This window comes from Sphingomonas sp. (assembly GCF_042096255.1).
In the GTDB taxonomy this organism is placed as follows: Bacteria; Pseudomonadota; Alphaproteobacteria; order Sphingomonadales; family Sphingomonadaceae; genus Sphingomonas.
In genome coordinates, this window is the sequence record NZ_JBELLZ010000073.1 from 1 (window position 1) to 18187 (window position 18187).

General features: G+C 66.6%; 18 protein-coding genes. 4 read left to right on the forward strand and 14 right to left on the reverse strand.

Translation table 11 applies throughout. From position 1 onward, the window contains the following. From ACFDTH_RS13170 to purL, 4 genes are all read left to right on the forward strand, one after another. The coding region (locus tag ACFDTH_RS13170; protein ID WP_375287996.1) for an ATP-grasp domain-containing protein at positions 1 to 978 on the forward strand (978 nt) is incomplete at its 5' end. A 76-nt stretch (positions 979 to 1054) separates the two neighbouring features. Then, a complete protein-coding gene (locus ACFDTH_RS13175) occupies positions 1055 to 2701 on the forward strand; it encodes a calcium-binding protein (RefSeq protein ID WP_375287997.1) in 1647 nt (548 codons plus the stop codon). 187 nt (positions 2702 to 2888) lie between these two features. After that, positions 2889 to 4259 carry a phospholipase D-like domain-containing protein gene (locus tag ACFDTH_RS13180; protein ID WP_375287998.1) on the forward strand — a complete coding sequence of 457 codons (1371 nt, stop codon included), beginning with the start codon at positions 2889 to 2891 and terminating at the stop codon, positions 4257 to 4259. 43 nt (positions 4260 to 4302) lie between these two features. After that, positions 4303 to 6543, forward strand: coding sequence for a phosphoribosylformylglycinamidine synthase subunit PurL (purL, locus tag ACFDTH_RS13185; protein WP_375287999.1), 2241 nt, complete (start codon positions 4303 to 4305; stop codon positions 6541 to 6543). Here the strand turns inward: purL and ACFDTH_RS13190 are convergent, their stop codons facing one another. The 14 genes from ACFDTH_RS13190 to rplO all read right to left on the reverse strand — a co-directional run. After that, a complete protein-coding gene (locus ACFDTH_RS13190) occupies positions 6544 to 7239 on the reverse strand; it encodes an HAD family hydrolase (protein WP_375288000.1) in 696 nt (231 codons plus the stop codon). A gap of 35 nt (positions 7240 to 7274) precedes the next feature. Next, on the reverse strand, positions 7275 to 7700 hold the full coding sequence (locus ACFDTH_RS13195) for an Hpt domain-containing protein (RefSeq protein WP_375288001.1): 426 nt from the start codon (positions 7698 to 7700) through the stop codon (positions 7275 to 7277). A gap of 90 nt (positions 7701 to 7790) precedes the next feature. Continuing rightward, entirely contained in the window at positions 7791 to 9134 is a 1344-nt protein-coding gene (gene der, locus ACFDTH_RS13200) for a ribosome biogenesis GTPase Der (protein WP_375288002.1), read from the reverse strand. Positions 9135 to 9160: 26 nt separating this feature from the next. Further along, on the reverse strand, positions 9161 to 10717 hold the full coding sequence (gene guaA / locus ACFDTH_RS13205; RefSeq protein WP_375288003.1) for a glutamine-hydrolyzing GMP synthase: 1557 nt from the start codon (positions 10715 to 10717) through the stop codon (positions 9161 to 9163). 99 nt (positions 10718 to 10816) lie between these two features. Next, positions 10817 to 11737 (reverse strand): hypothetical protein, encoded by a 921-nt coding sequence (locus ACFDTH_RS13210; RefSeq protein ID WP_375288004.1) that lies wholly within the window; start codon positions 11735 to 11737, stop codon positions 10817 to 10819. 177 nt (positions 11738 to 11914) lie between these two features. Then, the gene (gene rplQ / locus ACFDTH_RS13215; RefSeq protein WP_375288005.1) at positions 11915 to 12337 is read right to left on the reverse strand and encodes a 50S ribosomal protein L17; all 423 of its coding nucleotides are present in this window, start codon (positions 12335 to 12337) and stop codon (positions 11915 to 11917) included. 216 nt (positions 12338 to 12553) lie between these two features. Continuing rightward, the gene (locus ACFDTH_RS13220; RefSeq protein ID WP_375288006.1) at positions 12554 to 13618 is read right to left on the reverse strand and encodes a DNA-directed RNA polymerase subunit alpha; all 1065 of its coding nucleotides are present in this window, start codon (positions 13616 to 13618) and stop codon (positions 12554 to 12556) included. Between the two features lie 87 nt (positions 13619 to 13705). Further along, positions 13706 to 14095, reverse strand: coding sequence for a 30S ribosomal protein S11 (rpsK, locus tag ACFDTH_RS13225; RefSeq protein ID WP_375288007.1), 390 nt, complete (start codon positions 14093 to 14095; stop codon positions 13706 to 13708). Between the two features lie 83 nt (positions 14096 to 14178). Next, positions 14179 to 14547, reverse strand: coding sequence for a 30S ribosomal protein S13 (gene rpsM / locus ACFDTH_RS13230; RefSeq protein ID WP_375288008.1), 369 nt, complete (start codon positions 14545 to 14547; stop codon positions 14179 to 14181). A 159-nt stretch (positions 14548 to 14706) separates the two neighbouring features. After that, positions 14707 to 14940, reverse strand: a complete 234-nt coding sequence (locus ACFDTH_RS13235; RefSeq protein WP_375288009.1) for a hypothetical protein — start codon at positions 14938 to 14940, stop codon at positions 14707 to 14709. After that, the gene (locus ACFDTH_RS13240) at positions 14941 to 15513 is read right to left on the reverse strand and encodes a Uma2 family endonuclease (RefSeq protein ID WP_375288010.1); all 573 of its coding nucleotides are present in this window, start codon (positions 15511 to 15513) and stop codon (positions 14941 to 14943) included. A gap of 31 nt (positions 15514 to 15544) precedes the next feature. Beyond that, positions 15545 to 16192 carry an adenylate kinase gene (locus tag ACFDTH_RS13245; protein WP_375288011.1) on the reverse strand — a complete coding sequence of 216 codons (648 nt, stop codon included), beginning with the start codon at positions 16190 to 16192 and terminating at the stop codon, positions 15545 to 15547. Positions 16193 to 16232: 40 nt separating this feature from the next. Continuing rightward, a complete protein-coding gene (secY, locus tag ACFDTH_RS13250; RefSeq protein WP_375288012.1) occupies positions 16233 to 17597 on the reverse strand; it encodes a preprotein translocase subunit SecY in 1365 nt (454 codons plus the stop codon). Between the two features lie 114 nt (positions 17598 to 17711). After that, a partial coding sequence (rplO, locus tag ACFDTH_RS13255; RefSeq protein ID WP_375288013.1) for a 50S ribosomal protein L15 occupies positions 17712 to 18187 on the reverse strand: 476 nt, incomplete at its 5' end.

Below are 18187 nucleotides of genomic sequence, written 5' to 3' on the forward strand. Positions count from 1 at the left end.
GCCGGCGCGCTCGGCCTGCCTTTGGTGCCCGGCTCGGACGGCGCGCTCACCGACGCCGCCGAGGCGAAGCGCCTCGCCGCGGACATCGGCTATCCCGTGCTGATCAAGGCCGCGTCCGGCGGCGGCGGGCGCGGCATGAAGGTGGTGCCGGCCGAGGACCAGCTCGAAACGCTGATGGCGCAGGCGGGCAGCGAGGCGAAGGCCGCGTTCGGCGACGCCACCGTCTACATGGAGAAGTACCTCGGCAACCCGAGGCATATCGAGTTCCAGATCTTCGGCGACGGCAACGGCAACGCCATCCACCTCGGCGAGCGCGACTGCTCGCTCCAGCGCCGTCACCAGAAGGTGCTGGAGGAAGCGCCCTCCCCCGTCATCACGCCCGAGGAGCGCGAGCGGATGGGCGGCATTGTCGCCCGGGCGATGGCCGACATGGGCTATCGCGGCGCCGGCACCATCGAATTCCTGTGGGAAGACGGGCAGTTCTACTTCATCGAGATGAACACCCGCCTCCAGGTCGAGCATCCGGTGACCGAGGCGATCACCGGCCTCGATCTGGTGCGCGAGCAGATCCGCATCGCCGAGGGCCACGGCCTCACGCTGCGGCAGGAAGACGTGCAGTTCCGCGGCCACGCAATCGAATGCCGGATCAATGCCGAGGACCCGCGCACCTTCGCGCCCTCGCCCGGCCTGGTGAAACAGTATCACGCCCCCGGCGGCATGAACGTGCGCGTCGATAGCGGGCTCTACGCCGGCTACAAGGTGCCGCCCTATTACGACAGCATGATCGCCAAGCTGATCGTCTATGGCACCACGCGCGACGGCGCGCTGCGTCGCCTGCGCCGCGCGCTGGAGGAGTTCGTGATCGACGGGATGAAGACCACCATCCCGCTCCACCAGGCGCTGCTGGACGACCCCGAGTTCCAGGCCGGCGACTATACCATCAAGTGGCTGGAGGAATGGCTGGCGCGCCAGGGGTAGGATCGACGCAAATCCGTCACACGCCCGATCTACACCGCCGCGATCATCGTTTCGGGGTTGAATGGGGAGAAGTCGGATGGCTCGCTACCGGGTAAAGGACGATCAGATCGTGAAGGACCAGCTGGCACTGGCCAGCGGCGATTCGCTTTACGTCGCTTGGGGTGGGGAGATGTTCAGCGCCAGCGCCGGTGCGGCGGTGACCCTTTCCGGCGCGGGCGCCTTCGTCCGCAACCTGGGGTATATCGAAACGGTTGGTGAAGGCTTCGCGATCACCGGCACGCTCTCGGGCACTATCGACACCCTCATCCGCAACGAGGATAGCGGCACCATCATTGGCGGCGCCGGCGGGATCAAGCTTTCCTCGCCGAGCGGCAGCGACGGTGAGGTCCGGCTGGTCAACGCAGGTCTGATCGCGGGCGGCAACACCTGGGCGATCGACTTCAAGGACCTGCGCACCGGCACCATCGTCATCGAGAATCTCGCCGGCGGCGAGATCACCAATTATGGCACCGCCGACGTGATCCGGCCGGGCAACGATGGCGAATCGTTCATCTCGATCACCAACGCCGGCACGATCCGCGCCGACGTGGTGGAGGGCGAGAGCGCCAGCGGCGACGCGATCGACCTCCAGCCGGAGGACGGCGGCAACCAGGCCGTGATCGTCAACGAGACCACAGGTATCATCAAAGGCGGCAAGCACGGCATCACTGGCGCCAACACCGCCTTCATCGTCAATCTGGGCGATGGCCAGATCATCGGCCGCAACGGCTCGGGCATCAACTTCGACACCGAAGCGGCTGACGGCGATGGCGCGGTGACCGTGCTCAACCGCGGCACGATCAGCGGCCGCTACGACGGCTATGGCGATGGTGATGGAGACGGCGTGGACGTCGATTACCTGATTGACATCAACAATTATGGCACGATCGAGGGCGTCGGCGCCGACAATATCGACGACTTCGCCGATGGCATCGCCGCGGGCGGCGGGCAGATCCGCAATCATGCCGGCGCCACCATCCACGGCGCGTTCAACGGCATCCTGATCGACGACGGCGACCGCAACGGCGCCTATGCCGAGACCCGGCTGAACAACGAGGGTACGATCAGCGCCGATCAGGGCACGGGCGTGCAGTTCATCGGCGACTTCGCCGATCGCGTCGTCAACGGCGGCACCATCACCGGCCCGGTCGCGCTGGACACCGGCGCGGGTGACGACCGCGTCACCAACACCGGCACCCTCGCCGGCGACGTGCTGCTCGGCAGTGGCAACGACTTCTTCCGCAGCGGCCTGGGCGCCAGCGCCGGCATCATCGACGGCGGTGCGGGCGACGATCGCATCTCCGCCACCGACGGTGCGCAGACCATCATCGGCGGCCTGGGCCGGGACCTGCTCGCCGGCGGTGCCGGCGCGGACACCTTCGTCTACACCAGCATCGCGGAGAGCAATCGCACCACCGGTGCCGACCGTATTCTCGACTATCTGACGGGCGACGTGATCGACCTAACCGCCATCGACGCGAACACCAATCTGGACGGCGACCAGGCCTTCACCTCGATCGGCACGGCGGCTTTCTCCGGCGTGGCGGGCGAACTGCGCATCGCGATGAACGTCAATGGCAACACCCTGCTGGGTGACGTGGATGGCGATCGGATCGCCGACTTTGCCGTCTCCTTCGGCAGCACCACCGTGCCGTCCGACATCCTCGCCGGCGTGCTGGCCTGATCTCCATCACCGGGCGGCGGTTTTCGCCGTCGCCCGGGATGGACCGCCCTCCCCATCCTGCCTACAGCGCGGATCGGGTGGAACGAGCGGAGTGACGGCGATTTCGGAAGGCGAGCGCACGGCCTGGTCCGTCACCCGGCTTCCGGAAAAAGCCCGCTGGCGGATTGAGCGCGCGACCCGCGCTGCCGTGGTCATCGATGCCGACGCCTATTTCCGCGTCGCCCGCGAGGCGATGCTCTCGGCGAAGCACCAGATCCTGCTGGTCGGCTGGGACTTCGATGCCCGCATCACCCTGGCGTTCGGCGACGATCACCCGGAGGCGCCGACCACCGTCGGCGAGTTCATCACCTGGCTGGTCGAGCGCACGCCGACGCTTCAGGTCCACATCCTCCGCTGGGACAAGGGTGCGATCAAGACTCTGGCCCGCGGCCGCACGCTGTGGACTCTGTTCAAGTGGCGCTACTTCCAGAAGCGCATCCACCTCAAGCTCGATGCCCATCACCCCGTCGCCGCCTCGCACCACCAGAAGATCGTGGTGATCGACGATTGCCTCGCCTTCTGCGGCGGTATCGACATGACCGACGAGCGCTGGGACACGCGCGAGCACCGTGACGACGATCCGCGCCGCAAGTCCCCCTCGGGCTTCGCCTACAAGCCGTGGCACGATGTCACCACGGCGCTGGAAGGTGACGCCGCCAAGGCGCTGGGCGAGCTGTGCCGTACCCGCTGGGAGATCGCCGGCGGCGCCCCGATCGCGCCGCCGCCGCCGACGCCGGTCTGCTGGCCCGAGAGCCTGCCCGCGCAGTTCGACGACGTGGACGTCGCCATCTCGCGTTCGCAGCCGGACCATGGCGGGCTCGCCGCGATCCTGGAGATCGAGGAGCTCTACCTTGCGCTGATCGCGCGCGCCGAGCGCCGGATCTACGCGGAGAGCCAGTATTTCGCGTCGCGCAAGGTCGCCGAGGCGATCGCCCGCCGCCTCGCCGAGCCGGACCCGCCCGAGATCGTGGTGATCAACCCGGTCACCGCGCAGGGCTGGCTGGAGCCGATCGCGATGGACACGGCGCGCGCACGCCTCGTCGCCGAGCTGCGGCGGCGCGACCATGCCGGCCGTTTCCGCCTCTATCATCCGGTCACGCGTGCTGGCGAGCCGATCTACTGCCATGCCAAGGTGATGGTGGTGGACGAGGCGGTAGTCCGCATCGGCTCGTCGAACTTCAACAACCGCTCGCTACGGCTCGACACCGAATGCGACGTGACGATCTCCGAGGAACCGGCCAAGATCGCCGCGATCCGCGACGACCTGATCGCCGAGCATCTCGACGTGTCGACCGAGGCGGTGACCGAGGGGATCAGGCACGACGGGCTGATCGCGACGATCGAGCGGCTGCGCGGCGATGGTCGTACTTTGATCCCCTATGAGATACCGGACCTCAACGAGGTCGAGAAATGGCTCGCCGACCACGAGGTGCTCGACCCCGAGGGTCCGGGCGAAATGTTCGAGGCGATGACCACCGGCCACGGCCTGCTCCGCCGGCTGAGGCGGCGGCGCGGCTAGTCGCCCGCTGGCATCCCGCTCCCTCCGCGGCTATGCGCGCGGCATGACCGCCATCACACCCCAGACCGTCGCCGACCACGGCCTCAGCCCCGAGGAATATGACCGCGTCCTGAAGGCGCTGGGCCGCGAGCCGAACCTGGTCGAACTCGGCATCTTCTCGGTGATGTGGTCCGAGCATTGCAGCTACAAGTCCAGCCGCATTCACCTCAAGAAGCTGCCGACCACCGGCCCCCAGGTGATCTGCGGCCCCGGCGAGAATGCGGGCGTGGTGGATATCGGCGACGGTCAGGCCGCCATTTTTAAGATGGAGAGCCACAACCACCCCTCCTACATCGAGCCCTATCAGGGCGCCGCCACCGGCGTCGGCGGCATCCTGCGCGATGTGTTCACCATGGGCGCGCGCCCGGTGGCGAACCTCAACGCGCTGCGCTTCGGCCGCCCCGATCATCCCAAGATGCGGCACCTGATCGCGGGCGTGGTCCACGGCATCGGCGGCTACGGCAATTGCGTCGGCGTCCCCACCGTCGGCGGCGAGGTGAACTTCCATCCCGCTTATGACGGCAACATTCTGGTCAACGCGATGACCGTCGGCGTCGCCGACGCCGACAAGATTTTTTATTCGGCCGCCTCGGGCGTCGGCAACCCGATCGTTTACGTCGGTTCCAAGACCGGCCGCGACGGCATCCACGGCGCCACCATGGCCTCGGCCGACTTCGGCGAGGATGCCGAGGAGAAGCGCCCCACCGTCCAGGTCGGCGATCCCTTCACGGAGAAGCTGCTGATCGAGGCCTGCCTTGAATTGATGGCCTCCGACGCGATCGTCGCGATCCAGGACATGGGCGCCGCCGGCCTCACTTCCTCCTCGGTCGAGATGGCGTCCAAGGGCGGCGTCGGTATCGAGCTGGTGATGGACGACGTGCCCCAGCGCGAAACGGGGATGACCCCGTACGAGATGATGCTCTCGGAGAGCCAGGAGCGCATGCTCATGGTCCTCAAACCCGGCCGCGAGGATTTCGCCAAGGCGATCTTCGACAAATGGGAGCTCGACTTCGCGGTCATCGGCCACGTCACCGACACCGGCCGCATGGTGCTGAAGTTTGAGGGCGAAACGGTGTGCGACATACCGCTCGCCCCGCTCGCCGACGAAGCGCCGCTCTACGACCGCCCGCACGTCCCCACCCCGCCCGCCAAGGCGCTGGTCAGCGTGCCGGACTGCAAGGACATCGCCGCCGACCTGCTCACGCTGATGGGCTCGCCTGATGTCGCCAGCCGCCGCTGGATCTGGGAACAATACGACCACATGGTCGGCGCCGACACCGTCCAGCGCCCTGGCGGCGATGCCGCGGTGGTGCGCGTCCATGGCACCCCCAAGGCATTGGCGATGACCACCGACTGCACCCCGCGCTATTGCTTTGCCGACCCGGTGGAGGGTGGCAAGCAGGCGATCGCGGAGGCCTGGCGCAACTTGAACGCAGTTGGTGCCACCCCGCTGGCGGTCACCAACTGCCTCAACTTCGCCAATCCGCAGCGGCCCGAGATCATGGGCCAGATCGTCGGCTGCCTGGAGGGGATGAGCGAAGCATGCCGCGCGCTCGACTTCCCGATCGTAAGCGGCAACGTGTCGCTCTACAATGAGTCGAAGGCCACCGGCGGCGGCTCCGCCATCCTGCCGACCCCGGCGATCGGCGGCGTCGGGTTGCTCAAGGACTGGGAGAAGAGCGCCACGGTCGCGTTCAAGGGCGCGGGCGATATCATCCTAGTGGTCGGCACCCGCCGTGGCGACCTCGGCCAGTCGCTATGGCTGCGCGAGGTCCACGGCCGCGAAGAGGGACCGCCGCCGCGCGTCGATCTGGCGAAGGAGCGCGCCGCCGGCGACCTGGTCCGCACCGCGATCCTCGCCGGCCAGCTCTCCGCCGTCCACGACGTGGCCGACGGAGGCATCGGCGTCGCGCTCGCCGAGATGGCGCTGGCGGGCGGCATCGGCGCGATCGTCGACCGCAAGCAGCCGTTCGACTGCGCGCATTCCTTCTTCGCCGAAGACCAGGGCGTCTATCTCGTCACCCCGCACGATCATGCGCTGGCGGACTTCCTCCACGCCGCGCTCGCCGCCGGCGTCGAGGTCGAGCCGATGGGAAGAACCGGCGGCAAGCGCCTGATCTTCGAGCGCCCTAATCGCGACGACGTCGTCACGCTCGAAGCGCTGCGCACCGCGCACGAGGAATTCTTCCCAAAGCTGATGGGCGTCGCCGCCGCGGGCGAGGCCGCAGTCGAACTGCCGGGCTGATCAGCCGATCGCGTCGATCCAGTCCGGCAGCTCGGCCAGGCGCGCCAGCTGCCGGAAGCGCGAGCGGTCCTCGGGCGGCGGCGCGGCCTCGTGGCTCCACCCGCCCTGCTGCGGCACGAACGCCGCCCATGCCCCCGCCGCCAGTGCGGGTAGCACATCCGACCGCATCGAATCGCCCGCCATCACCGCGCGGGCCGGCTCCACGCCATACCGGCCAAACAAGCGTTCGAAGGTGGCGCTGGTCTTGTCGCTGACGATCTCCACCCCAGCAAACCGGTCACCCAGCCCCGATGCGGCCAGCTTCGCCTCCTGGTGGAGCAGGTCGCCCTTGGTCACCAGCACCAGCCGCGCGCGCTCCGCCAGCGCATCCAGCGTGTCGGCGATCCCCTCGAACAGCTCCACCGGGTGCGCCAGCAACGTCCGCCCGGCCTCCAGAAGCCGAGAAACCAGCGTAGCGTTCAGCGCGTCCGGGCACAGCTCGCACGCCGTTTCGATCATCGACAGCGTAAAGCTCTTGGCGCCATAGCCGTAGTGCTGGAGGTTGCGGATCTCGGTCGCTGCCAGCGTCTCGCGCGCGATACCCGCATCCGCGAACGGCGCGATCAGGCCGGCGAAGGCCTCCTCAGCCGCGGCGAAGAAGCGCATGTTGTGCCAGAGCGTATCATCGGCATCGAGGCAGATCAGGTCGATGGGCATGCCCGCGCCATAGCGCGCGCCGCCGCCGAAGGAACCTATCCGCGTCCGAAGGTCTGCCTTCGCCCGAAACCGCCCCCGCCGCGACGCTCAGCAAGTGGATTGGCCTCGCGCTGGAGCAGCATCAGCGTCTGCTGAAACAGTGGGCGCAGCGCGACGACATCGGTCAGCCCGGCATCAGGCGTCTCGCGGCGCTCGACACAATCGCGCGCGAACATCTCGATCTTTTCCGCCAGTGCCGCAAGCGGCTCGGCGCCGAACTGGCGCGATTCGCCCTTCAGCGTGTGGGCGGGAATCACCATCGCCGCCGCATTCTGCGCGCGCATCGCGTCCTCGATCTTGGCGACGGACTTGACACCATCCTCCTCGAAATAGCCGAGGATTCGCGCGAATTGCGCGCCAAGCTCCGCCCGAGCCTTCGCATAGGCCGGCCAATCCACCAGCGTGCTGCCTTCGAATCCCACGTGCGTCCGTCCCTGCCGGACGGGCAAAGGCCGGCCGGTGCCCCTCCCCGATATCGCCTCGCGGTAAACGGGTCGTTGATGCGGGCGCGGTCAGCGATCGAACGGATTGCTCGGTGCGCGCAGGGTGAGACGGATCGGCACGGCACCGAAGCCGAGGTCGCGCCGCATCGAGTTCATCAGATAACGCTCATAGCTGGCGGGCAACTGGTCGACGCGCGTACCGAAGATCACGAAGCTGGGCGGCCGTGTCTTCACCTGGGTGACGTAGCGCATCTTGATACGCTTGCCGCCGGGCGCGGGCGGCGGGTTCGCCTCCACTGCGCGCTCGAACCAGCGGTTGAGCTCACCGGTGCCGACCCGGCGCGACCAGGCGTCGCGCACCTCGAAGCACGCGCCGATCAGCTGGTCGATGCCCTTGCCCGTCGCCGCCGAGACGGTGAGCAGGGGCACGCCCTTCACCTGGCTGAGGCCATCCTCCAGCGCACCCTTGACGCCATTGAACAGCGAGGAAGCGTTCTCCGCCACGTCCCATTTGTTGAGCGCGATCACCAGCGCGCGGCCTTCTTCCAGCACGCGATCGGCGATGCGCAGATCCTGCGATTCGAGGCCGAGCGTCGCATCTAGCAGCAGCACCACCACCTCGGCGAAATCGACGGCATGGAGCGCGTCGGCCACCGACAATTTCTCCAGTTTGTCCTGCACCTTGGCGCGCTTGCGCATGCCCGCGGTGTCGACCAGGCGCACCGCCCTGCCCTGCCACATCCAGTCGCTGGCGATCGCGTCGCGGGTGATGCCCGCTTCCGGCCCGGTGATCATCCGGTCCTCGCCCAGCATCCGGTTGACCAGCGTGGACTTGCCCGCATTAGGGCGGCCGACGATCGCGATCTTGAGCGGGACGTCCGGGCCCTCGTCCTCGGCGTCCTTTCCGAACTCGCGCTCGAGGTATGGCAGCAGCGCCTCGAACAGGTCGGCCACGCCCTCGCCATGTTCGGCGGAAAGCTGGACGGGATCGCCAAAGCCGAGCGCCAACGCCTCCAGGATGCCCTGCTCGCCGGCGCGCCCTTCCGCCTTGTTGGCGACCAGCACGATCGGCGTGGTCGAGCCGCGCAGCCAGCGGGCGATCTCCTCGTCGAGTGGCACCACGCCGGCGCGCGCGTCGACCAGGAACAGCGCGACGTCCGCATCCGCCACCGCCCGCTCGGTCTGCTGGCGCATGCGGCCGGGCAGCGAGGCGGGGTCTTGATCCTCGTAGCCGGCGGTATCGATCACTCTGAAATCGAGGCCGAGCAGATGCGCGTCGCCCTCACGGCGATCGCGGGTAACACCGGGGCGATCGTCGACCAGCGCGAGCTTCTTGCCGACAAGGCGGTTGAACAGGGTGGATTTGCCGACGTTCGGCCGGCCGACGATCGCGACCCGCGGGAGATATGCCATCGTGCCTGCCTAACGGCTCGGCGCCGTCACTCCCACTCAATAGTGCCCGGCGGCTTGCTGGTATAATCATAAGTGACGCGATTGATGCCGCGCACCTCGTTGATGATCCGGGTGATGACGCGCTTCAGGAACCCGCCCGGAAACTCGAAGGCATCGGCGGTCATGCCGTCGGTTGAGGTCACCGCGCGCAGCGCCAGCACCGAATCATAGGTGCGGCCGTCCCCCATCACGCCGACCGAGCGGACCGGCAGCAGCACCGCGAACGCTTGCCAGATTGCATCGTACAGCCCGGCGCCTCGGATCTCTTCGAGATAGATCGCATCGGCCTTGCGGAGGATATCGCAACGTTCCTTGCTGACCTCGCCGGGGATGCGAATAGCGAGGCCTGGCCCGGGGAATGGATGACGGCCGACGAACGCCTCGGGTAGACCCAACTCGCGGCCGAGCGCGCGGACCTCGTCCTTGAACAATTCGCGCAGCGGCTCGACCAGCTTCATGTCCATCCGCTCGGGCAGGCCGCCGACATTGTGGTGGCTCTTGATCGTCACCGAAGGTCCGCCGGTGAAGGAGACGCTCTCAATTACGTCGGGATAGAGCGTGCCCTGCGCGAGGAACTCGGCGCCCCCGATCTTCTTGGCCTCGGCCTCGAACACGTCGATGAAGGTCTTGCCGATGAACTTGCGCTTGGCCTCGGGATCAGTGACCCCGGCGAGCCCATCCATGAACTGCGCCTCGGCGTTCACATGGATCAGCGGGATATTGTAATGCCCGCGGAACAGGCTGACGACCTGATCAGCCTCCCCCGCCCGCATCAGGCCGTGATCCACGAACACACAGGTCAGCTGGTCGCCGATCGCCTCATGGATCAGCACCGCCGCGACCGCACTATCGACGCCGCCCGAAAGGCCGCAGATCACGCGCCCCTTGCCGACCTGCGCGCGAATGTCGGCGATCTTGGCCTCGCGAAACTCCGCCATCGTCCAATCGCCGGCGAGGCCGCAGACGTGGCGCGCGAAATTGCCGATCAGCTTGGCGCCATCCGGCGTGTGCACCACCTCGGGATGGAACTGGACGCCGTAGAAATGGCGACTCTCGTCGGCGACGATCGCGTAGGGCGCGCCATCGGAGGTCGCGACCGGCTCGAAGCCCGGCGGCAACGCATTCACCTTGTCACCGTGGCTCATCCAGACCTGGTGACGCTCACCCTCCTGCCACAGCCCGTCGAACAGCGCACAAGGGCGCTTCACCTCGACGAACGCCTGGCCGAACTCGCCGCCATCGCCCGAGACGATCACCTCGCCGCCGAGCTGCGCACTCATCACCTGCTGGCCGTAGCAGATACCGAGGATTGGCACGCCAGCCTCGAAGAAATGCTGCGGCGCGCGTGGGCTGTCCTCCAGGGTCACGGATGCCGGGCCGCCCGAAAGAATTACGCCCCTCGGGCGCAACCGCGCGAACGCCTCCTCGGCGCGCTGATAAGGGGCGACCTCGCTGTAAACACCGGCCTCCCGGACGCGCCGGGCGATAAGCTGGGTAACCTGGCTGCCGAAATCGACGATGAGGATGCTGTCGGGATGCTGCATGCACGGCATGTAGCGACAGGCCTCCGAGGGCGAAAGGCCCAGACAGAGGAGGTTCCTGTGTCAGCACGCGTCTTCACGGAGCGCCGCCCAGCCCGCGCGCTAGGGCGCCTCGACCTCGTGCGGCCGTCCTTTTGGCTCGAACTTGATGTTCGTGCACGTACTCGAACGTAACGTCCTGCTCTCCGCAACGGTTTTCTCGTCGCCATGGTATGGCAGGTCGTAACAGGCCACCGCGATCGCGTGCATCACTGCCTGGAATGCCCCGCGTTTCACCTCACCGCCGTTGTCCCCTCGAAGGGCGATCCGATCCGCCTCATCGGGATTGGCAGATAGGTTCTCCTGCGACAGGCCGAGGCACCCCGCCGCTTCGATCACGGTCTGAGAACTGGCGTCATACTTGCCGGCCACAGAAACGCCGCCCGGGGCCTTACATTGCGACCCCATGTGAACGGCGACGATCTCCAGTCCTGAACGATAGCGGGCGGCAGCGAAATGGACGCCACCCACGGCCGCTGCGAGGGTGCGGATGGCATGCCATGCGGCGGCCAAAGCATCACCTTTTGTCGCGTTATCCAGAAACTTGCGCGCCCGATCCGCCGGCAGTACCGCCAGCATGACCTTCACAACCCTAGCCTCGATCTGAGGGATGTTTCCTTCGAAATTCTCGTAGAATCCCGCACAGTCGTCGCCAGCGTCCCCCGTCGTATCGCAGGGCGATTTACCGTCAATCGAGTAGATGTCGGCAGCGGCATAGTTGATCTCTTGAGCCGCGGCGAAGAGCTGCTTGGCAACCGTATCGCCATCCTCTCCGGTTACCGTGACCCGGCTCATCTCCGCCGCCATGCTCAGGATTATCGCCGCACGTAGAAGGAAGAGCTGCTTCGATGCAGACGTATCGAACGTCCTCTTATCAAGCAAATACCCAGGATAGCCGCCACTGTAGCGTACCTCCTTCAGCACCGGCGTACAGCCCCCGGTCAACATCGCCGCCAGCACGACGCAGGTCATGACCCGCTTCATTCCTTCCTCCCCAAAGTCCCCGCAACCACTGTGCAGGAGCATCAAGAAAAAGGAACGGGCAATATGTCCGGAATGGACCCTCCTGCCGCTATCGCCTTGATAGTGCAGCGGACAAAGAAAAAGGACCGCCGGACGCAAGCCCGGCGATCCCAATCTTCCCGTAACAAGCAACCCGACTTACGCAGCCTCGTCGAAGTCCTCGTCGGTCATCACCGGGCCCGAATCCTGGCCCTTGGCCGAGACGTCGCGATCAACGAACTCGATGATCGCCATCGGCGAAGCATCCGAGGCGCGGATACCGGCCTTGATGACGCGGGTGTAGCCGCCGTTGCGGTCAGCGTAGCGATCGGCCAGCACGTCGAACAGCTTCACGAGCTGCGCGTCGTCGAGCAGGCGGGCGTGCGCCAGACGCCGGTTGGAGAGGCCGCCCTTCTTGGCGAGCGTGACCAGCTTCTCGACATAGGGGCGAAGCTCCTTCGCCTTGGCGAGCGTGGTGGTGATCTGCTCGTGCTTGATCAGCGCGGCCGACATGTTGCGGAACAGCGCGGCGCGGTGCGCCGAGGTGCGCTGGAGCTTACGACCGCCGTAACGATGGCGCATGGATCTTCCTTTCGTTCGTTGACGGGCCGTCTCACGGAACCCGAAACCAGGTGGCGACGCGGGACCACCGTCTCTTCGTCACCCCAGCCTTGAGCCGGGGTCCCGCTTGCTTCCGGCCACGCCGCGGCAGAGCCGCGTCGTCGAACGGGTCGGCCTCGCCGACCCGCCGGCCGGACTGGAGTCGTCTCCGGGCCAGCTCCGCTGACCCGGTGCGACTCAGCCCATGATCTCCTGCTCCAGCTTCTTGGCCATCTCCTCGATGTTCTCGGGCGGCCATCCAGGGATCTCCATGCCGAGGCGCAGGCCCATGCTGGAGAGCACTTCCTTGATCTCGTTCAGCGACTTGCGGCCGAAGTTCGGGGTGCGCAGCATCTCCGCCTCGGTCTTGCCGACAAGATCACCGATGTAGATGATGTTGTCGTTCTTGAGGCAATTGGCCGAACGGACCGACAGCTCCAGCTCGTCCACCTTCTTGAGCAGGTAGCGGTTGATCTGCTGCGTGTCGCCAGCGACCTCGCCGCCCGTGGGGGCGGGCGCGGCGGTACCGATCGGGGCCGAGCGGGTCATCGCAGAATCGTCGAAGTGGACGAACAGCGCCAGCTGGTCCTGGAGGATGCGGCCGGCATAGCCGACGGCGTCTTCCGGGGTCACGGTGCCATCGGTCTCGACGGTCAGCGTCAGCTTGTCATAGTCGAGGTCCTGACCAACGCGGGTCGGATCGACCTTGTAGCTGACCTGGCGCACCGGCGAGTAGAGCGCGTCCACCGGGATCAGGCCGATCGGCGCATCGGCCGGGCGGTTGGCGGTGGCGGGAACATAGCCCTTTCCGGTGTCGGCGGTCAGCTCCATGTTGAGCGTCGCGCCCTCGTCGAGGTGGCAGATGACCAGCTCGGGGTTCATCACCTCGATGTCGCCGGACACCGCGATGTCGCCCGCCTTCACCTCGGCCGGGCCGGTCGCCGACAGCTGGAGGCGCTTGGGCCCTTCGCCCTGCATGCGCAGGGCGATCTGCTTGACGTTGAGGACGATGTCGGTCACGTCCTCGCGCACGCCGGCGAGGCTCGAGAACTCGTGCAGCACGTTCTCGATCTTGATCGAGGTGACGGCCGCGCCCTGAAGGCTGGAGAGCAGCACGCGGCGCAGCGCGTTCCCCAGCGTCAGGCCGAAACCACGCTCCAGCGGCTCGGCCACGAAGGTCGACTTGCGCTTGCCATCTCCGCCCTTCTTCTCGAGCGCGTTCGGCTTCTTGAGTTCCTGCCAGTTCTTTGCGTTGACGGCCACGGGGTTCCCCTGCGTTGGAGGCGGCGGGGCGATCCGCCTCAAGTCGTGAAAGGCGCGCCGGCTCGTCAGCCGGCGCGGAAGATCAGATCAGACGCGGCGGCGCTTCGACGGCCGCACACCATTGTGCGGGATCGCGGTCACGTCGCGGATCGAGGTGATCTGGAAGCCGACCGCCTGGAGCGCACGCAGCGCCGATTCGCGGCCCGAACCCGGACCCTTGACCTCGACCTCCAGGGTGCGGACGCCGTGCTCGGCAGCCTTCTTGCCCGCGTCCTCGGCGGCAACCTGGGCGGCATAGGGCGTCGACTTGCGCGATCCCTTGAAGCCCATCATGCCGGCCGACGACCAGCTGATCGCATTGCCCTGCGCGTCGGTGATCGTGATCATGGTGTTGTTGAAGCTGGCGTTGACGTGCGCCACGCCCGCGGTGATGTTCTTGCGCTCGCGACGGCGAAGACGCTGCGGTGCCTGTGCCATGTGGTGTTCCTGACCTTTACATCAAGGCCGGGAGGCGAATGCCTGCAACCGGCCATGGAGAGAAAAAGTAAGCGCGGACGCGCTTACTTTTTCTTGCCGGCGATCGGCTTCGCCTTGCCCTTGCGGGTGCGGGCGTTGGTGTGGGTGCGCTGGCCGCGGACCGGCAGGCCCTTGCGGTGACGCAGCCCGCGATAGCAGGCGAGGTCCATCAGACGCTTGATGTTCATCGCGGTCTCGCGACGCAGATCGCCCTCGACGGTATAATCGGCGTCGATCGTCTCGCGGATCTGGAGGACCTCCTGGTCGGTCAGGTCCTGGACGCGGCGCTCGGGCGCGATCTCAAGCTTCTCGGTGATGGCCTTGGCGTGCGCCGGGCCGATGCCGTGGATGTAGGTCAGCGCGATCACCACGCGCTTGTTGGTCGGGATGTTGACACCCGCGATACGTGCCATGAACGATAATCTCCTCAGCTCCACGGGATGCGGCATGGCTGCCACGCACCCCATCTCGTCGCATTCACCGAAACGCAGCAAAGCGGCGCACGCATGGACAGCGCCGCCGGGGTCCTGAGTCTCGGAGAGGCGGGCAGGTAGGCGCGCGCGAACGCCGTGTCAAGTGATGGGTTCCAGTCGGCGCCGCACCCCGATCCACTTGCGCAGCGCCACGACGAACCAGGCCAGCTCCACCATTCCGAACGGCCAAGCGCCCTGGAGGAAGCCATAGGCCGACCCCATCAGGCAGCCGAGCGCGAATAGCAGCGTCCACACCGGCGCGCGTTCCTCCAGCATGTAGCAGACCAGCATGAAGGAAACGGCGAACAGGCCGAACGCGGTGAGCGCGTCCATTCAGTCGATCTGCGAAAGATGGATCGAGAGTCCGGGCACTGCGATGGACGAGACCGTCTCGCTGAAGTCGAACTCGCTCCGGTTCGCAAAGCCATCGCTGCTGGCTTGATTCAGCCGGATCAACCGGCGGGATGCAACATCGACCACCCAATATTCCGGGATGCCGGCGGCAGCGTAGGATGTCGCCTTCCGGCCAAGATCATAGCCCAGGCTGCTCGCTGAAACCTCGAACGCGATCTGAACCGCATCAGCCTGGATGATCGGGTCGACCGGCGTTCTGGCCACAAGCAGATCGGGCTCGACCAGACTGTGCGGCCCCAGCATCGTCGACGTCGGCGTGAAAGCGCGTAAACTGCCGCCAAGCCGTCGCAGCGCGGCCTCAACCTCATAGGTCAGAACCGACAGGGCACGCGAATGAAGGCTGAAGATAGGGCTCATAATGTATATGTCCCCATCCAGAAGCTCCGCGTGCTCGTTCCCGAACGCGCCGCGCTCATCAAGAAACAGGAACTCTTCCACCGTGATCCGATGGCGGCGCGGCTCTCGCTCTACGATAGCCTGATGGTAGGTCATCGGCGCTGGATACCCCATCCGGCGCCGCTTGTCAGGCCGGCCCGAGGATCGCCTCGATGCTCTCGGTCACGTGGCGGATGTCCGCCATGCCGTCGACGCGGCGGAGGAGGCCCCTGCCCTCGTAGATTGGGATGATCGGCGCGGTCTTGGCGCGATATTCGGTCATGCGGGTGCGCACGGTCGCCTCGTTATCGTCGGGACGGCGCTTGAACTCGTGATGGCCGCACACGTCGCAGGTGCCCTCGACCGCGGGGCGCTTGAACCGGTCGTGATAGCCCTCGCCGCAATTAGCGCAGGTGAAGCGACCGACGATGCGCTCCACGAGGGCGTCCTCGTCCACCTCCAGCTCGATGACATGGTCCAGCGTCTGGCCGCGCTCGGCGAGGAGCAGGTCAAGCGCCTCGGCCTGCGCCGCGGTGCGGGGATAGCCGTCGAAGATCGCACCCGAACCGGCGCCAGCGTCCAGCCGCTCGCCGATCAACGCCGAAACGATCGCGTCCGAGACGAGCTCGCCCGCCTCCATCACCGCCTTGGCCTGGAGCCCGACGGGCGAGCCCGCCTTGACCGCGGCGCGCAGCATGTCGCCGGTGGAGAGCTGGACCATGCCGCGATCGGCCTCGAGCCGGCTCGCCTGGGTCCCTTTGCCCGCGCCGGGCGGTCCGAGAAGGATGATGTTCACGCGCGAACGTACTCCCCTGATGCGTTCGTGTTGGTGAGGGTCAGCGCGTCCGCGCGCCCTTCAGCTTCGCCTTCTTGATAAGGTCACCATACTGATGCGCCAGCAGATGCGACTGGATCTGCGTCACCGTGTCCATCGTCACGTTGACCACGATCAGCAGGCTGGTCCCGCCCAGATAGAAGGGGATCGACAGCGCCGACACCAGATACTCCGGCACGATGCAGATGAAGGTCAGGTAGGCGGCGCCGATCACGGTGATGCGGGTGAGGACGTAGTCGAAATACGTCTCGGTGTTCTTGCCCGGCCGGATGCCCGGCACGAAGCCACCATAGCGCTTCAAATTCTCCGCGGTCTCCTCGGGGTTGAAGACCACCGCGGTGTAGAAGAACGAGAAGAAGATGATGCCGGCCGCGTAGAGCAGCATGTACACCGGCGAACCGTGCTGAAGGTACTGGTTCAGGCTCAGCACCAGGTCGCCCCACCAGCTCTCGCCCTGCACCTTGTTGCCGGCGAACTGGGTGATCGTCAGCGGCATCAGCAGCAGCGAGGACGCGAAGATCGGCGGGATGACGCCGGCGGTGTTGAGCTTGAGCGGCAGGTGGCTGCGATCCGCCTGCACGCCGCGCGCGGTCTGGCGCTTGGGATATTGGATCAGGATGCGGCGCTGCGCGCGCTCCATGAAGCAGATCAGCAGCACCAGGCCGACGACGGCCAGGATGATCGCGATCAGCGTCACCGGGCTCATCGAGCCCGAGCGGCCGCCCTCGAGGAGGTTCCCCAGCGTGGTCGGCAGATGCGCGACGATGCCCGCCATGATGATCAGCGACACGCCATTGCCGATGCCGCGGCTGGTGATCTGCTCGCCCAGCCACATCAGGAACATGGTGCCGCCGATGAGCGAGATCACCGCGTTGATGCGGAACATCATGCCCGGCTCGATGACCGCCTGCACGCCCTGGTTGGCGCCCAGCGCCTCCAGCCCGACCGCGATGAAATAGCCCTGGATGGCGGTGAGTAGCACCGTGCCATAGCGGGTGTACTGGTTCAGCTTCTTGCGGCCGCTCTCGCCTTCCTTCTTGATGGCGGCGAGCTGTGGGCTGAGCGAGGTCGCCAGCTGCACCACGATCGAGGCGGTGATGTACGGCATCACCCCCAGCGCGATCAGCGACATGCGGCTCAGCGAGCCGCCCGAGAAGGTGTTAAAGAAGTCGAGCACGCCGCCCGAGGTCTGCTGCGACAGCACGCCCAGCGCAGTCGGGTCGATGCCGGGCAGGGGCACGTAGCTGAGCATGCGGAACACGATCAGCGCGCCGACGGTGAACCACAGCCGCTTCTTGAGGTCGGTCGCCTTGGCGAAATTCGCCAGGCTGATGCTTTGCGCCATCTGGTCGGCTGCGGATGCCATCGTGCTGTAAAGCCTTGAAGAAACGAAAACGGCGGAGATGCGTTACCCCGCGCCCCCGCCGTTCATATAGTCGTGCTCGAAGGCTTGTCTAACCTCGCGAGCGATTTCTCTCGCTTACTTGGCCGACTTCGACGCCTTGTCCGCGAGCCGCGCCTCGCGCGCCTTGCCCTTCTTGGCCGCGGCCTTGTCGGCGGCCGGAACCACCTCGATCACGTTGACCGAACCACCGGCCTTCTCGATCGCTTCGCGCGCACCGGCGCTGACGCCGGCGACGGTGAAGGCCAGCTTGGCGGTCAGTTCGCCCTTGCCGAGCACGCGCACGCCATCCTTGCCGCCACGCGCCAGACCCGCGGCCTTGAGCGTCTCGTGATCGATGTCGGGTCCGGTCAGCTTGCCCGCATCCACCGCCTTCTGGATCGCGCCCAGGTTGACCGTGGCGTAGTCCTTGGCGAAGATGTTGTTGAAGCCGCGCTTCGGCAGCCGCATGTGCAGCGGCATCTGGCCGCCCTCGAAGCCGGCGATGGACACACCCTCGCGGCTCTTCTGGCCCTTCTGGCCACGCCCGCCGGTCTTGCCCTTGCCGGAGCCGA

Coding starts and splice junctions, on each gene's coding strand:
- rpsK (WP_375288007.1), bottom strand. CDS start 14,095: ATGGCACAGGCACCGCAGCGTCTTCGCCGTCGCGAGCGCAAGAACATC.
- rplQ (WP_375288005.1), bottom strand. CDS start 12,337: ATGCGCCATCGTTACGGCGGTCGTAAGCTCCAGCGCACCTCGGCGCAC.
- purL (WP_375287999.1), top strand. CDS start 4,303: ATGACCGCCATCACACCCCAGACCGTCGCCGACCACGGCCTCAGCCCC.
- guaA (WP_375288003.1), bottom strand. CDS start 10,717: ATGCAGCATCCCGACAGCATCCTCATCGTCGATTTCGGCAGCCAGGTT.
- der (WP_375288002.1), bottom strand. CDS start 9,134: ATGGCATATCTCCCGCGGGTCGCGATCGTCGGCCGGCCGAACGTCGGC.
- ACFDTH_RS13240 (WP_375288010.1), bottom strand. CDS start 15,513: ATGACCTACCATCAGGCTATCGTAGAGCGAGAGCCGCGCCGCCATCGG.
- ACFDTH_RS13210 (WP_375288004.1), bottom strand. CDS start 11,737: ATGAAGCGGGTCATGACCTGCGTCGTGCTGGCGGCGATGTTGACCGGG.
- secY (WP_375288012.1), bottom strand. CDS start 17,597: ATGGCATCCGCAGCCGACCAGATGGCGCAAAGCATCAGCCTGGCGAAT.
- ACFDTH_RS13235 (WP_375288009.1), bottom strand. CDS start 14,940: ATGGACGCGCTCACCGCGTTCGGCCTGTTCGCCGTTTCCTTCATGCTG.
- rpsM (WP_375288008.1), bottom strand. CDS start 14,547: ATGGCACGTATCGCGGGTGTCAACATCCCGACCAACAAGCGCGTGGTG.
- ACFDTH_RS13190 (WP_375288000.1), bottom strand. CDS start 7,239: ATGCCCATCGACCTGATCTGCCTCGATGCCGATGATACGCTCTGGCAC.
- ACFDTH_RS13175 (WP_375287997.1), top strand. CDS start 1,055: ATGGCTCGCTACCGGGTAAAGGACGATCAGATCGTGAAGGACCAGCTG.